Source organism: Halomonas sp. OfavH-34-E (assembly GCF_024124525.1).
Lineage (GTDB): Bacteria > Pseudomonadota > Gammaproteobacteria > Pseudomonadales > Halomonadaceae > Halomonas > Halomonas litopenaei.
In genome coordinates, this window is sequence record NZ_JAMXRY010000031.1 from 26589 (window position 1) to 40719 (window position 14131).

A 14131-nucleotide genomic window follows, 5' to 3' on the forward strand; every position below is an offset into this window, starting at 1 on the left:
CATCCTTCGACCACTTGTCCTGACCGCCGCCCCTGGATGGCGCTGCCGGGTGGTGGCAGGAAGCGGTAATCAACCAACGTTAGTGAAAGCCAAGGTGCGTCACGGCCACCGACAGGTAGGCGCTTCGACGACCACTCCCGAGCTCTTCCGCCGGACATCCAATGTCACGCTTCAATCGCTCTGCAAGACCGCGTCCCTGCGGCCAGTGAGCCAATCCTTCGACTCAAGTCCTTGAGGCGCTCGGTCCATGAACGTCCACGTGTCGGCGAACAGGCATCGATATCCGTTCGAAAAACACTGTTCACAAATCGACAAGATCAATCTAAAGGGCACCATTTCAGCACGCAACCGACGCTTGCTCTGCATGACCAGACTTGCACAGTCCGAACATTGGTTTGACCACTAGCGCTTTTGGCTGGCGGCATCTACCCAGCGGAAACCGCCAGCGTATTGATGCCCAACGTCTTGTCACAACCAACCCAAAGAGCGCTTCAAACCCGCAAGGCAAGACGGCGTCCCTGCCGCTGTAGATAAGGGAGTCATCAAGATGAGCACGCCTTTTCTATCACCTTACCGACATTTCCCTTCACGCTTGCATGTCCTTTTGGCTAGTTCATGCGCTGCCAGGGCGATCCTCTCGGGTTGCAGAGCGAGCGCCCTTTACGTCAGCGTTCCAGCGTGTCTTTCTCCAGCTTGTGTTACTGGGACTCTTCCAGGCTCTCTACGGTCATTTGCAGCAGGTCCTTGAGCTCAGCCACTTCCTGCTCCAGGGCCTCGACCTTCTGCTCTTCAGAGGCTTCGGTGCTGCGCTCTTCGATTTCCTGCATGCGCTTTTGCAGGGTGTCGGAGTCCATGGCATAGACACTGCCAGCGGCAAACATGGAGGCCATCACTGCGGCAAAGATCATTTTGGTTTTCATGTCACTCTCCTTGGAGTCGTCGATAGTGTTTCGACGTTGAATCGTTCTGATATTTTGTGCGTTATCGAGCATCCCTTGGGATCATCTTCCTGGACGCGCCGACACTCTGCCCTCTACTTCTATCTTCGGTCTAACCACTTTCCGTCTTTCCGACTCTCGTCGTAACGTTTTGTTACCCGGCAACATCAAATCTAATCGGCATCCCTCATATTGGCAATTGCAAATATGTCCATCTAATCATTCAGGCACAATATTCGTTTAAGCTGCTGATTTAATTCACCCAAACTTCTTGATTAGAAAGGTGCGCCGACGCGGACTCTTGCGCCCACACACCTTGGTAGCCATGTCCTCCACCAGCGCCCCTTCACAAAGGGACCAGGCGCGGACCGGGCTTTCCAGCCCGGGAAAGCCACACTCCCGATACCGAAAAGCCCTTTCATTTCTATGCAGCATCAGCAACCAGAGCGTCGTCCTGAGCATGCTGTGCACTGCGCTCTGCACTCACCGCCTGCCAGGCTGAGCCGGTGATCACCAGCGATGCGCCGAGCAGTACCAGATCCTTGGCCAGGAAGCCTCCGAACAGGGACGGGAATGCCAGGGTGTCACCCGACAGGCTGCTGACGTGCAGCACACCCGGCGTGGTCAACAGGAAGCTGGTCGTTGTCAGAAAGATCACGCTTGCCAAGGCACCACCCACCAGGCCGGCCTTTTTCGAGATGGGATAGGCGGCTACCAGCAGGCCGACGATAATCTCGGCGGTTCCGATCGCGGCCGATACCTGATTGACACTGGCGACATCATAGAGCCAGGCCATCAGTGGCGAACTGGCCACAATGCCCTGGATCGCTGCAGCTTCATCGGGGTGATACTTGAAAAAGCCGATCCAGAAAAGAATGGCGACGACGCCGTACAGGGCCACATAGAAACCCAGTCGAGAAATGGTGGTGTGGTTCATGTCTAACTCTCCGTCTTCACTTTTTTAGTTTGCGTGGATGGCATCTTGACGCCTCCACTTTGCTGCTACCGTTTCATTCACGCTTCGTTCGAATATGCACAGAATTCCGACCTCAATAGCGGCAGGCTTCCGAGCAACTCGTCTGTTGTTCATGGTGGTTGGTAGGTGTTACCTGCGACTTTCTTACACGCCTTCTTCATTTTTTTTCGTCCCGGGCCGCTATCGACACGCCCATCGACATTCCCGGGACGAAAGCAGATCCATTTGCTTGGCCGTTGCCTGACCTCAGCCAGCGGACAAGCCGTAACGGCTCCAGGAGTTACGGTATCTATGTAGCATTTATTGGAGATTCCTTACGTGCCAATGCTGTGCCGGTCTATGCACTCGGCGACGCAAAAGAAGGAAATACGCCAATTGTTAGCGGGTAGGCACATCGGGCAGTGCACAGTAGAGATAGCAAGAGGCGAAACGATAGGACGACAGAAGCCGGGGAGAGATCAGCGAGAGGAGTCGTGCTGGAGATGATGTAGAGCGCAGAGGCGAGTAGAGCGAGTGCAGACGGGACGAGTGCAGACGAGGCGAGTGGAGCGCGTGCAGACGGAACGAGTGGAGGCGAGGCTAGAAATGCGGGAGTGAGCAGGGGCGAAGCGAGAGGGTCGGAGCGAGAAGCTGAAACGCGACGGAGGGGAGAAGCACGGTGAAGACAGCAGCCGTTACCCTCAGGACCAGACCATTCCGACAAGCGTCGCTCATCAAGGCCTGAAGACGTACCGGATACAGAAAGCCTCGAGCGTCAGCCCAGTCGCTCTTCTCTCGGGGTCATGCCGAAGTGGTTGCGATAGGCCGTGGAAAAGTGGGCGGCAGAAGAAAAGCCGGTCTGCAGGGCGATCTCGCCCGCGGGCTGGTCGGTATCGCGCAACATTCGACGGGCCTTCTGCAGGCGCAGGTCCAGATAATAGCGGCTCGGCACCGACTTCAGGTACTTCTTGAACAGCCGCTCCAACTGACGGCGAGAGATCCCCAGGTGCTCGGCAAGTTCATGGGTAGACAGCGGCTCCTCGATGTTGGCCTCCATCAGCTGGACCGCCTCGACCAGGCTGTCCGGCGCATGGGCCAGGCGTGAACGCAGGGGGATCTGCTGGGGCTCGTCCCCCATGCGGATGCGCTCCATCACGAAGTACTCGGAGATACGAGTGGCAAGGCCTGAGCCGTGGTGGCTTTCCACCAGGGTGATCATCATGTCCATGGCGGCGGTCCCCCCGCCGCAGGTGATCCGGTCGCGGTCGATCTCGAACAGCTGCTGAGACAGGCGCACCCTGGGATGGGCCGCAGCGAAGGCCTCGAAACGCTGCCAGGGTAGCGTTGCCTGGTAGCCATCCAGCAGGCCCAGCCGGGCCAGGGCTTCGGTGCCACCGCCGATACCGCCAAGCACCACCCCGGACGCCGCCAGACGCCTGAGCCAGGCGGCCAGGTCATCAGGAATGCCCCCCGGCAGCTTGGCCGGACCACACACCAGCACCATATCGGGCTGCGACTCCGCCTCCCCCAGCGCGGCGCGTGGCAACACCGTCTGCTGGGAGGCGCTGGTCACCGCGTCGCCGCCGCTGGCGTAGCTGGTCAATCGATACAGGGTTCGCCCGTGCAGCAAGTTGGCCACGTGCAGCGGTTCGGTGGCACAGGCGTGCGCCAGCAGCGAAAACCCCGGCATGACCACGACCCCGACCTGTCGAAGCAAATCCGGCGAACGTGTTGTGCTGACGGTGTGTGGCATGGGGGGTCTCGAGGAGTGTGCGCGAGGCATATATTACGCCACTGATCTGCGAGATTCAGCGCCCATGTCCGTTGCGCATGGGCTACACCAGGTCGACACCCACGGCAGCTGGCTTCACATCGAAGGAGGCCGCGACCTCTCGGTCGCGGCCTCCTTCATCGCCGAACGGCAGTCCTCTGGTTTACAGCTGCACCACGTCGAACTCGGCGACAGGATCAACGTCGGCGTCGTAGTCGACGTCATCGCGCTCAAAGCCAAACAGCTTCAGGAATTCGTGCTTGTAGCCGGCGTAGTCGGTGATGTCGAACAGGTTGTCGCTGGTCACCTGGGGCCACAGGTCCTTGCACGCCTGCTGGACATCGTCACGCAACTCCCAGTCGTCCAGGCGCAGGCGCCCGACGTCATCGGTGGTCGCCTCGCCACCGTAGAGGCGCTCGCCGAACAGGCGATTGAGCTGATCGATGGTGCCTTCGTGCAGACCCTGCTCCTTCATCACGCGGTACACCATGGCGATGTACAGCGGCATGACCGGAATCGCCGCACTGGCCTGGGTCACCACGGACTTCAGCACCGCCACGTTGGCGCCACCACCGCTCTGCTTGAGCGAGTCATCGATGGCGGAGGCTGCCCGGTCCAGGTCTTCCTTGGCCTTGCCAAGGGCGCCGTGCCAGTAGATCGGCCAGGTGATCTCGGTACCGATGTAGCTGAACGCCACACTGCGAGCGCCGGGTGCCAGCACGCCGGCCTCGGACAGCGCCTCCATCCACAGTTCCCAATCCTGGCCACCCATGACGTCGATGGTGTCGGCGATCTCCTGCTCGGTCGCCGGCTCCACCTGGGCTTCGATGATGGTGTCCTTGTTGGTATCGATGGCGGTAGCGCGATAGGTCTCGCCGATGGGCTTCAGGCAAGAGCGCTTGAGCTCGCCGGAATCGGGCAGCTTGCGCACCGGGGAAGCCAGCGAGTAGACCACCAGATCGATCTGGCCCATGTCGGCCTTGATCAGCTCAATCGCCTTGTCACGAGCCTCGTGGGAGAAAGCGTCGCCATTGATGGACTTGCTGTAGAGCCCTTCTTGCTTGGCGAACTTGTCGAAGGCGGCAGAGTTGTACCAGCCCGCCGTGCCCGGCTTCTTCTCGCTGCCCGGCTTCTCGAAGAACACCCCCAGGGTATCGGCGCCGTAGCCGAAGGCCGCAGTGACGCGCGCGGCCAGACCGTAACCACTGGAGGCGCCGATGACCAGCACCTTCTTGGGCCCTTTGGATGCATCGAGGCCGCGCGCACGGGTCGCCTCGATCTGCTCGAGGACGTTCTTCTCGCAACCGACGGGATGGGTGGTGGTGCAGATGAATCCGCGTACCTTGGGCTTGATGATCACGACAGACCTCTTCGTTACTCGCGGCTCCCGAGGGAGAGCCATCCAATGTGTAGAGCGTGGTCGCGATATTCTAGCGGCACAGCGCCGCCCTGTCCGCCTTTGTGCACATGCCCCTGACTTCCCGCGCTTTTCCTTGCCGCGCATTGCGCCTGAACACACCAGGGCCCTGTCCGGCTGTGCTGGCGATCGCGTCGCTCTCTTGCCCACCGGCACGGGGTCGGGCAGGATGCTGCCCACCGCTTGAGGAGACCGCCCGATGGATGCACAGACCCTGGTCGATGAACGCGGCGAGCTGTGGCTTGCCCTGGCGCCCATGTGGCTCGAACGCGAGCCCAGAGAGTCCGACTATGCGCGGATGGTCGAGGTGATCGAGCGCGCCGGCATCGCCCTCAAGGACCTGGAATGGGTCTTTCGGATCGAGCTGGCGCCGGTATTGTCGCGTCAGCAGATGTCGGTCGCCGGTGAGTGGCGCAAGTTCGATGACCACCAATTGATGCGCCGTCTGGTCGCCCACAACCTTCGCCTCAAGGGCTGGCGACGCAAGTTCTGGGCACTGTTTTCGGGCCTGACCACCATGATGGTGCGCCATCGCTACAACGAACTGGTGGAACGGCTGGTGGTGGCGCGCGGAGGAGACATACGCTGACCGGCAAAGAGGTCAGGATTCGTCCAGTGCCCGCTCGAGGTCCAGCATCATGGCGTCGCCCCCATCGCGAGGCCCATAGCGCTTGAGCACACGGCCGTCTCGAGCGACCAGAAACTTGGTGAAGTTCCACTTGATGGCGCGTGTTCCCATCCATCCTGGGGCTTCGGCCTTCAGGCGCTTGAACAGCGGATGGGCCTTGGCGCCATTGACCTCGACCTTTTCCATCAAGGGAAAGGTGACACCGAACTCACGCTCACCGAAAGCGCAGAACTGCTCTGCGGACTCCGGCGACTGCCGTGCGAACTGGTTACAAGGGAACCCGAGCACGGTGAAGCCGCGCTCGCGGTGTTCACGATAGAGCGCCTCCAGCTCCGCCAGCTGAGGGGTGAAGCCGCACTTGCTCGCCACGTTCACCACGAGCAGCACCTGGCCACGCAGGGCGCGGAGGTTGAAGGGCTCGCCGCTATGGGTGCGGCACTCGACATCATGCAGGGTCATGGGATGAACTCGCGCTTACTGTCTTCACGATGACATGCCAGACGTCATTGCGCCAGTCGCAACGCCCTGGCGGCAAAGCGGCATTCAGTTGTCCCCCTCGCGCTCGAGCAACAACTCGAGGGCCAGCCGCGTATCCGGCGTCACGCCGGCGAGCTCGAGGGCTCGACGCGGTGACATCCAGGCCACGCTGGCGACCTCCTCGGCCTGCAGCGACAAGGGGCCGTCCCACTCTACGCAGTAGACGCTGCCGAAGATGCGATACCCGTCCTCATCGTAGCGAAACTCCAGGCAATGGCGCAGCGCTACTGCGCGGATACCGAGCTCCTCGGCCAGCTCACGACGTGCCGAGACGTGGACCGCCTCCCCGGCGCCGACCACGCCTCCCGCCGCCAGGTCCAGTCCGCCGGGAAAGGCTTCCTTGGTCAGCGTTCGATGCTGCACACATAGTTCACCACGGCGATTGCGTACCACGATGTAGGTGGCGCGGTGCCAGAACCGATAGCGGCGCATTTCTGCGCGCCAGGCGCTGCCACAGGGACGATTGCGGGCATCCACCACCTGCACACGCTCCCGGGCGATCACCGCTGCGGGCGCCTCACGCTGGTAGTCAGGGGACGCCTCGCCAGCATTCGTCACGCCAGAGGCCGTGGGAGCCGAGTCGAAAGAGGAAACAGGGCACATCGAAGGGCTCCACCGAGAAAGCCCCAAGACTACCCATCCCGTCCCGTTGCGTCATCCCTCTCGTTTGACCCGAGGGGCACAGCACACCATGCTGAATATCAGGTCTTTCGTCATCAGGACAGGGCCATGCATGACCAAGCTCCGCGAGAGTGCCTGGCGAGCCACCGGGTCGACAATCAGCCGTACTCTCTTCCCTTCGACGCCTTCGCCGACGACGCCGTGCTTCAGTTCTGGCTGGCCCATCTGGCGCCGGCCTGGGTGAGTTGCCGACTGTCCCTGCTGGGCCAGGATGTCGGTCGTGCGGAGACCCAGCGACTGGGTGACGAGGCCAACCGCCACCCACCCTCATTGCGACTTTTCGATCGTCACGGTCGCCGGCTCGACGCCGTCGATTACCACCCGGCCTACCACGCCCTGATGCGCCTGGCTACCACCCGTGGCGTCCATACCATGGCCTGGACGGAGGAGGGGCGCGGCGGTCATCAGGCGCACGTGGCGGGACTCTATCTGCTGACCCAGGCCGAAACTGGCATCTGCTGCCCGGTGACCATGACCCATGCCGCCTACCCGGTGCTGCGTCGAGAACGCTCGCTGCCGGATTGGTGGGCCTCTGGGCTGCTCGTCGAGGACTACGATTCCAGGGCCCTACCGGCGAGCGACAAGCACGCCCTGACCTTCGGCATGGCGATGACCGAGAAGCAGGGTGGCAGCGATGTGCGCACCAACACCACCCGAGCCGAACATGGCGAGGACGGCTGGCGCCTGTACGGACACAAGTGGTTCATGAGCGCCCCCATGTCCGACGCCTTCCTGACCCTGGCTCAGCGAGACGAAGGCCTCAGCTGCTTCCTGGTGCCTCGCTTCGCCCCTGATGGCGAGCGCAATGCCATCGAGATTCAGCGACTGAAGGACAAGTGCGGCAATCGCGCCAATGGCTCCGCCGAGATCGAATATCGGGGGGCCTGGGCCCACCCGCTCGGCGACCCTGGGCGCGGCATCGCCACCATCCTGGAAATGGTTCAGCAGACCCGTCTCGACGCCGCCAGCGCACCGGTGGGCATGATGCGCCAGGCCTGGCGCGAGGCCTGGCAGCATACCTGTCAGCGTCATGCCTTCGGGGCGCCCTTGGCCGAGCAGCCGGTGATGCGGGCGGTGCTGGCGGATCTGGCGCTGGAGGTGGAGGCCGGCGTAGCGCTGATGCTGCGCACCGCTCAGGCCTTCGACGGCGCCAGCCGCGGGGAGGAGCAGGAGCGCGCCCTGGCCCGGCTGCTGCCGAGCCTGGCCAAGTACTGGCACAACAAGCGCGCCCCCGGCTTCATGGCCGAGGCCATGGAGTGCCTCGGAGGCATCGGCTACGTCGAGGAAGCACCGCTGGCGCGGCTCTACCGCGAAGCGCCGGTCAATTCCATCTGGGAAGGATCCGGCAACGTGATCTGCCTCGACGTGCTGCGGGTCATGGCGCGACACCCCGAGGCCATGGCGGCCCTGTATCAGCTGTTCGAGCATGCCCGAGGTGGACATCCGGATCTGGATCGCGCCTTGGCCCTGCTGCCTCAGCCACAGACCAGCGAAGACCTGGTGCCCAGGGCCCGCTGGCTGACCCAGTGGCTGGCCCAGTGCACCCAGGCAGCGCTGCTGGTCCAGCACGCGCCGCACGAGGTGGCGGATACCTTCTGCCGCACCCGCCTGGGCCAGCACCCGAGCCCGGCCTATGGCGTGTTGCCGACGGCAAGTCCGCTGGACGCCATCCTCCATCGCTCGGCGCCAGCATGAACCGACATCGCCAGCAGCCTCGGCCACGACATGCTCGCAGCCGGCGGCGGCCTTATCCCGCCAGTACCCTCAGCGCCAGCCCCAGCAGCAGCACCCCGCTGATGCGATTGATCCAGTGGGCGCGAGCCTGGAGCCAGGGCAGCACGCGGGAGTGCGACAGCCCCAACGCCACGATGACGTACCAGCCACCGTCGATCAGCATCGCCGTCAGCACAATGATGGCACGCTCGATCGAGGACATTTCGGGGCTGACAAACTGACTGAGCAGCGCGACGAAGAACAGGATCAGCTTGGGATTACCCAGGGCAACCAACAGCCCTTCTCTCGCAGCGACGCGGTGACTGGCGGCGGTGGGTCGGGCGCCCAGCGCTCCGCCACGCCCGGCCCTCAGCGCCTTTATGCCAAGCCAGGCCAGATACAGTGCCCCACCGATCGTGATCACGCGAAAGGCGGAGGGATGGCGTTCGATCACCTCCCCCAGTCCCCAGACGGTCAGCAAGGCGTAGAGGCCGACGCCCAGCGCATGGGCGATCGCCGCCACCACCCCGGAGCTGCGCCCCCCTCCCAGCGTATGACGAAGCACCAAGGCCAGACTTGGACCAGGAGACATGGCCCCCATGGCACAGATGGCGGCCAGAGACATCCACAATGACAGCGGCATCACACTCCCTCGTGAGAATTCCGATGGACTAGACGACGAATGGCGCACAGTTCAGCGTGCTGACACCTACGACCCACGGCGCTCAGCGGCCATCCTTTGCGGCCCGAATCAAAAAAACCATTCTTCGGAAATGACAAAGTTCACGCCCAATGGTCATTTACAAGCATATTAGTATCGATAACGATACTAAATCGGCATCACCAAAAAACGATAACGATCAATCATCGCATGGGAACAGGGAGGGGACGATGTCTGCCCTTCAGGAAGGTCCGATCGTCCGGCTGATCACGCACCCCAACGTGCAGTCGCAGTTGTTCACCCATCACCTGAGCCAGGTACTCGACTGCCAGGTCAGTCCTCTTGCCCCGGAGGCGGTGTCCGGCCTGGAAGCGGAACTGTCGAACTCACCTCCTGGTGTGCAACTGTGGCTACTGGACGCCGATCAGCTGTCACACAGCGACATGCATCGCTGCCACGAGCTCAAGGCACAGTTTCCCGACATTCTGCTGGCGGCGTTTAACCTGGCCAGCCAGGAACAAGCCGCTGAATTGCTGGCGTCATTGCACCTTCAGGGCATCTTCTATCGCCGCGACGAACTGGACAATATCTGCAAGGGAATCATCCAACTCCTCGATGGCGCCCTGTGGATGTCGCGTCCGCTGCTTCAGCAGATGTTCGAATATTTCCGACGACAGCAGTTCAACACCTACCGACCCGTCGCCGGTCTGACCCAGCGGGAGCTGGAAATTCTCGGCTTCATCGGCAACGGCGCGTCCAACCAGGATATCGCCACCCAACTGTTCCTGAGTGAGCATACGGTCAAGTCTCACCTGTACAACATCTTCAAGAAGATCAAGGTGCATCACCGCGCCGAGGCCGCACACTGGGCGCGCAAGCACCTGGGCATCCTGCCCCCCATGACCAAAAATTCACATCGCAGCCGTCTGCCCCGGGAGCTCGAGCCTCGCTGAACCGATCACGACATGGCCTTGCGGCCAGGCTCACTGCAACGAAAACAACATCGTCGCCCCGGCACCACTGCTGGACGAGGAAGAACGATTGCCGCGCCCGGTGACCAGCACCTCCAGCCGGCCCCCGGACGCCTGCTGGATGACGGTCATGCTGAACCGTCCGTCGGGCAGGCGCTCTACCCGAGGCGCCCGTCCCGCCCAGGTCCCGCTCCTGTGCTCCTGCCCTTGGCCCGTCCACTCCCACTGAGCGGTGAAGGGAATGCCCTTAGTCCCGGAGAACCGCACGACAATATCGGCCACGGCAATGCCTGTGGCCGCGAGGAAAAGCCCCAGCCCGAGGACACACCCTGCGAACAGGTGAGTGAATCGGCCCATCTCCCTCCTCCTTTGCTCATCCAGGCGATGCCAAAGGCTGCGGCTGCGCTGCTCACTGGGCCTTGAGCGAGAAGTCGATGAGCGAAAAGTCGACGAACGAAGGTTAGACAAGGCAAAAATCGGTGAGAAAGCGCAGTTTACGGGGTGTAAATGAGTATTTTGACCGGGCTGGCGCACCAGCCGATTTTTAACGCCGTATTACCGAGCGCAGGCACTTTTCAGACAAGCCCTAGCGATGAAACTGACGCTCTCGCTCCGGCTGCCACAATATCTCTTCCACCCGCCAGCGCCCTGGCTTCCCCAATGCCACCTGGGTCGTCCACTCTTCCCCGACCCGACGGGTCAACAGCTCGGCGCCCAGCGGCGCCATCACCGATAGACCATCTTCGGTCGTCGCCAGCGCATGAGGATAGACCAGCGTGCGCGTCAGAAGTCGGTCCGTGTCGACGTCCCTGAGCACAACCTTGCTGTTCATGCTGACCACGTCATCGGGCATCTCGTCCGGGTCGCGAATCTCGGCACGCTCCAGTCGCTCTTCCAGCAGGTCGGCGGCAGCCCGTTCGGTTCCGCAGGCTTCATCGATCAGGCGCTGTAAACGCTCCGCATCAAGACGGTTGGCAAGTCTCAACGACATCCTTGGCACCTCACTGCTATACGTCGGCCTGCGTCGAAGACAACGATCGAGAATCAGGCCTGGCAACAAAAAAAGCCCTCCCCGATATAGGGAAGGACTCGTATCAGTTTCAGCATACGACAACTTCTAAAAATAAGAAACTACTTATATTAAACTCGCACCCGCCTCGCCCCTTGCCTGGACACCGTTCTGTCGCCGTCGCATCGACAAGCGCGGACGCAGTTGACGACCGATGTGACAGGCCTGGCAAGCCTGCCTCTACACCGCCGCCTGCCTCCGGAGGCGACAAGCGCGCAGGGTTCACGGCATGGACAGGCTGCTTTTCCAGCCCCCATACTACGTCGCTTTACCCACGCCCGAGGCCCCATGCCGACGAGTTCCACCGCTTCAGAGTCCTCTCCAGAATCCTTGACCGAACTGCTCGACCAGCTACAGGCTGCCAGCCAGGACAAGCGCTGCCTGAGTCTGGCTGAGGTCATCAACGCCGTCGGCAGGCGCAGCTTTGCCCCCATCCTGCTGGTCGCAGGCCTGGTCACGCTCACTCCGCTGATCGGTGATATCCCCGGCGTGCCCACCACGATGGCGCTGCTAGTCGTGCTTGCAGCAGCACAATTGTTAGCCGGAAAAAAGAGTGTCTGGCTGCCGGCCTGGCTGGCGCGGCGTGAGGTGGAGACCGACAAGGTCGAGCGAACCATCGGCTGGATGCGCAAGCCGGCCGCCTGGATCGATCGGTTGTTGAAACCGAGGCTGACTGTATTCACCGGTCAGATCGCCCGTTACCCCATCGGCCTGGCCTGTCTGGCCATAGCGCTCGCCACGCCACCGATGGAGCTGATCCCATTCAGTGCCACGCTCGCCGGCACGGCTCAGACCATGTTCGGCCTGGCCCTGCTGGCACGAGACGGACTGATGGCGCTACTGGGCTATCTCTTCACCCTATCGACCGCCTGGGTGGTGCTGGTGGCGCTCTAGCACGAAGCCCCCCTTCTTTAGAGCAAAGCCGGCGCGGCCCCCTCTCTCTGATCACTGTTCGGCCTGGCCCTGCTGGCGCGAGACGGCCTGATGGCGCTGCTGGGCTACCTCTTCACCCTATCCACCGCCTGGGTGGTGCTGGTTGCGCTCTAGCGCTGGCCGCAGGAGCGGTCGATGGCCTCGAGCCATTTTGCCACCGCCTCGGCGCCACCGTCGGGCACGCCCATCACCCGATCGCCGAGGTAGGCCGCGCGACCAAAGCGTGGATGCATGCGGGCCGAAGCCTCGACGCCGCGCCAGGCCGCCTCGACCGCCCGAGCAAAGGCCTGAGATCCGTCCAATCCCTCTGCCAGCGCGGCCTCGAAGGCCTGGCTGGCCGGCACCAGAGCATCCAGCATGGTGCGATCCCCAGGAGCAGCACCTCCGATCTCGGCGATAGCGTCGCCGGCGGCCTTGAGCGCTCTTGCCCAATCCTGCGCCGCGACCTCCCCTTCGCTCGGCAATGCCTGCGACGCACGCAGCAGGGCAAAGGCGTAGAAGGGACCTGAGCTTCCTCCGATCGCTCGCCTCAGGGCCTCCCCGGCTCTGGCCAGGCAGTCGGCAGGCGCACCAAAAGCGCTGTCCGGCAGCTTGCGCAGCGCCTGGGCCGCGCGCACCATGCTGGCCCCCAGGTCGCCGTCGCCGGCGGCACTGTCGAGCTCGGTCAAGCGCTCCTCGCTGGCCACCATGGCGCTCGCCACCGCCGCCACCGCTCGCTGAAGTCGCTCGCAGGGTGGTCCAGCCTCGTCGGCGCCCGGCAGCGGCTCATCAAGCACGCTGGCAGTCACACTCTTCACCTCCGCTGCCACTTCGGCACTGCCTGGCCAGATGCGTACCTCGGTCGGCGACGTGAGCAAGTCCTCGCGGGCTTCGTCGAGCACCATCAACGACAGCGAGCACCCCGGCATTTCCAAAGCCGTCATGAAGTTGCCGCACCACCCCAGCACCGGCTCGGCCCCCAGCTCACGCAGCCTGGTCAAGGCCCGTCGCGCCACGATGGCAAGCTCCATCGGCGGTGTGCCGCCGAGACCATTGACCAGCACACCCAGGCGACACCCCTTCACCGACAACGCCTGGCTCAGAGATTCCAGCATGCTATCGACGATGGTATCCGCCGGCAGCATGGCCGACTTGCGAACCCCTTTCTCGCCATGGATGCCCAATCCGAATTCGATCTCGTCATCACCGAGTTCGAACCCCGGCCGGCCGACCGCCGGCACCGTGCAGGCACCCAAGGAAATACCCATGGTCGCCACCGATTCGGCCGCTCCCCGAGCCAGCGCGGCGACCTCCTCGAGGGGTAGACCACGGGCCACAGCGGCACCGGCGATCTTGTGCACCAGTACCGTCCCGGCCACACCACGACTCTGCTCCCGGGGTAGTGAATCGCGCAGCGCCACGTCATCGGCGACCATCACCACCTCTACTGGAATCCCCCGGACCCTTGCCAGTTCAGCGGCAAGGCGGAAGTTGAGACGATCCCCGGTATAGTTCTTTACCACCAGCAGGGCCCCACGTGGACCGGCGCAGGCAAGGATCGCCGCCAGCACGGCATCGACGCTCGGTGAGGTAAAAACGTCTCCCGCCACGGCGGCCGTCAACATGCCGCGCCCGACGTAGCCAGCGTGGGCCGGCTCGTGTCCGCTGCCGCCGCCGGATATAACCGCCACCGACCGACGCTCAGGGTCTTCAGGTAAGCTAGCGTCGATGACCACGTTTTCTTCATCCATCAGCGCAAGCCCAGGATGAAGGGCCACCATGCCTTCCAGCATCTCGCGAACGCTGCCTCTGGGATCGTTGATCAGCTTCTTCATGATGAGCCTCCTGCCCGACGGTGGATTCAGAATGGCAACATGG

The 14131-nt window shown here is 62.8% G+C and carries 14 protein-coding genes; 4 read left to right on the forward strand and 10 right to left on the reverse strand.

Translation table 11 applies throughout. From position 1 onward, the window contains the following. Positions 1-698 precede the first annotated feature (698 nt). From NH448_RS14265 to fabV, 4 genes are all read right to left on the reverse strand, one after another. On the reverse strand, positions 699-920 hold the full coding sequence (locus tag NH448_RS14265; protein ID WP_045990898.1) for a hypothetical protein: 222 nt from the start codon (positions 918-920) through the stop codon (positions 699-701). 442 nt (positions 921-1362) lie between these two features. Then, positions 1363-1875, reverse strand: coding sequence for a DUF417 family protein (locus NH448_RS14270; protein ID WP_045990897.1), 513 nt, complete (start codon positions 1873-1875; stop codon positions 1363-1365). 793 nt (positions 1876-2668) lie between these two features. Then, positions 2669-3646 carry a GlxA family transcriptional regulator gene (locus tag NH448_RS14275; RefSeq protein ID WP_181248576.1) on the reverse strand — a complete coding sequence of 326 codons (978 nt, stop codon included), beginning with the start codon at positions 3644-3646 and terminating at the stop codon, positions 2669-2671. A gap of 181 nt (positions 3647-3827) precedes the next feature. Further along, positions 3828-5024, reverse strand: a complete 1197-nt coding sequence (fabV, locus tag NH448_RS14280; protein WP_045990896.1) for an enoyl-ACP reductase FabV — start codon at positions 5022-5024, stop codon at positions 3828-3830. 256 nt (positions 5025-5280) lie between these two features. Between fabV and NH448_RS14285 the strand changes: the two genes are divergently transcribed. Then, entirely contained in the window at positions 5281-5670 is a 390-nt protein-coding gene (locus tag NH448_RS14285; protein WP_045990895.1) for a hypothetical protein, read from the forward strand. A 12-nt stretch (positions 5671-5682) separates the two neighbouring features. Here NH448_RS14285 and NH448_RS14290 read toward each other — a convergent pair whose 3' ends face one another. Together NH448_RS14290 and NH448_RS14295 are read right to left on the reverse strand one after the other, a co-directional pair. Next, positions 5683-6168 carry a glutathione peroxidase gene (locus NH448_RS14290; RefSeq protein WP_045990894.1) on the reverse strand — a complete coding sequence of 162 codons (486 nt, stop codon included), beginning with the start codon at positions 6166-6168 and terminating at the stop codon, positions 5683-5685. 84 nt (positions 6169-6252) lie between these two features. Then, positions 6253-6804: an NUDIX domain-containing protein gene (locus tag NH448_RS14295; RefSeq protein ID WP_239452483.1), complete on the reverse strand. Its 552-nt coding sequence runs from the start codon at positions 6802-6804 to the stop codon at positions 6253-6255. 171 nt (positions 6805-6975) lie between these two features. Between NH448_RS14295 and NH448_RS14300 the strand changes: the two genes are divergently transcribed. After that, positions 6976-8622 carry an acyl-CoA dehydrogenase family protein gene (locus NH448_RS14300; RefSeq protein WP_045990893.1) on the forward strand — a complete coding sequence of 549 codons (1647 nt, stop codon included), beginning with the start codon at positions 6976-6978 and terminating at the stop codon, positions 8620-8622. A gap of 52 nt (positions 8623-8674) precedes the next feature. Here NH448_RS14300 and NH448_RS14305 read toward each other — a convergent pair whose 3' ends face one another. After that, complete coding sequence (locus NH448_RS14305) at positions 8675-9283, reverse strand: LysE family translocator (RefSeq protein WP_083970155.1); 609 nt, start codon at positions 9281-9283, stop codon at positions 8675-8677. A gap of 248 nt (positions 9284-9531) precedes the next feature. Here NH448_RS14305 and NH448_RS14310 point away from each other — a divergent pair, with 248 nt between their 5' ends. Further along, positions 9532-10254, forward strand: coding sequence for a response regulator transcription factor (locus NH448_RS14310; RefSeq protein WP_253028919.1), 723 nt, complete (start codon positions 9532-9534; stop codon positions 10252-10254). Positions 10255-10284: 30 nt separating this feature from the next. Here the strand turns inward: NH448_RS14310 and NH448_RS14315 are convergent, their stop codons facing one another. Continuing rightward, the gene (locus tag NH448_RS14315; RefSeq protein ID WP_045995223.1) at positions 10285-10629 is read right to left on the reverse strand and encodes a hypothetical protein; all 345 of its coding nucleotides are present in this window, start codon (positions 10627-10629) and stop codon (positions 10285-10287) included. A gap of 229 nt (positions 10630-10858) precedes the next feature. Further along, a complete protein-coding gene (locus tag NH448_RS14320; protein WP_045992777.1) occupies positions 10859-11263 on the reverse strand; it encodes a GreA/GreB family elongation factor in 405 nt (134 codons plus the stop codon). 408 nt (positions 11264-11671) lie between these two features. Here NH448_RS14320 and NH448_RS14325 point away from each other — a divergent pair, with 408 nt between their 5' ends. Then, positions 11672-12235 (forward strand): exopolysaccharide biosynthesis protein, encoded by a 564-nt coding sequence (locus tag NH448_RS14325; RefSeq protein ID WP_239452547.1) that lies wholly within the window; start codon positions 11672-11674, stop codon positions 12233-12235. 149 nt (positions 12236-12384) lie between these two features. Here NH448_RS14325 and NH448_RS14330 read toward each other — a convergent pair whose 3' ends face one another. Continuing rightward, complete coding sequence (locus NH448_RS14330) at positions 12385-14088, reverse strand: dihydroxyacetone kinase family protein (RefSeq protein ID WP_045992775.1); 1704 nt, start codon at positions 14086-14088, stop codon at positions 12385-12387. Positions 14089-14131: the final 43 nt, after the last annotated feature.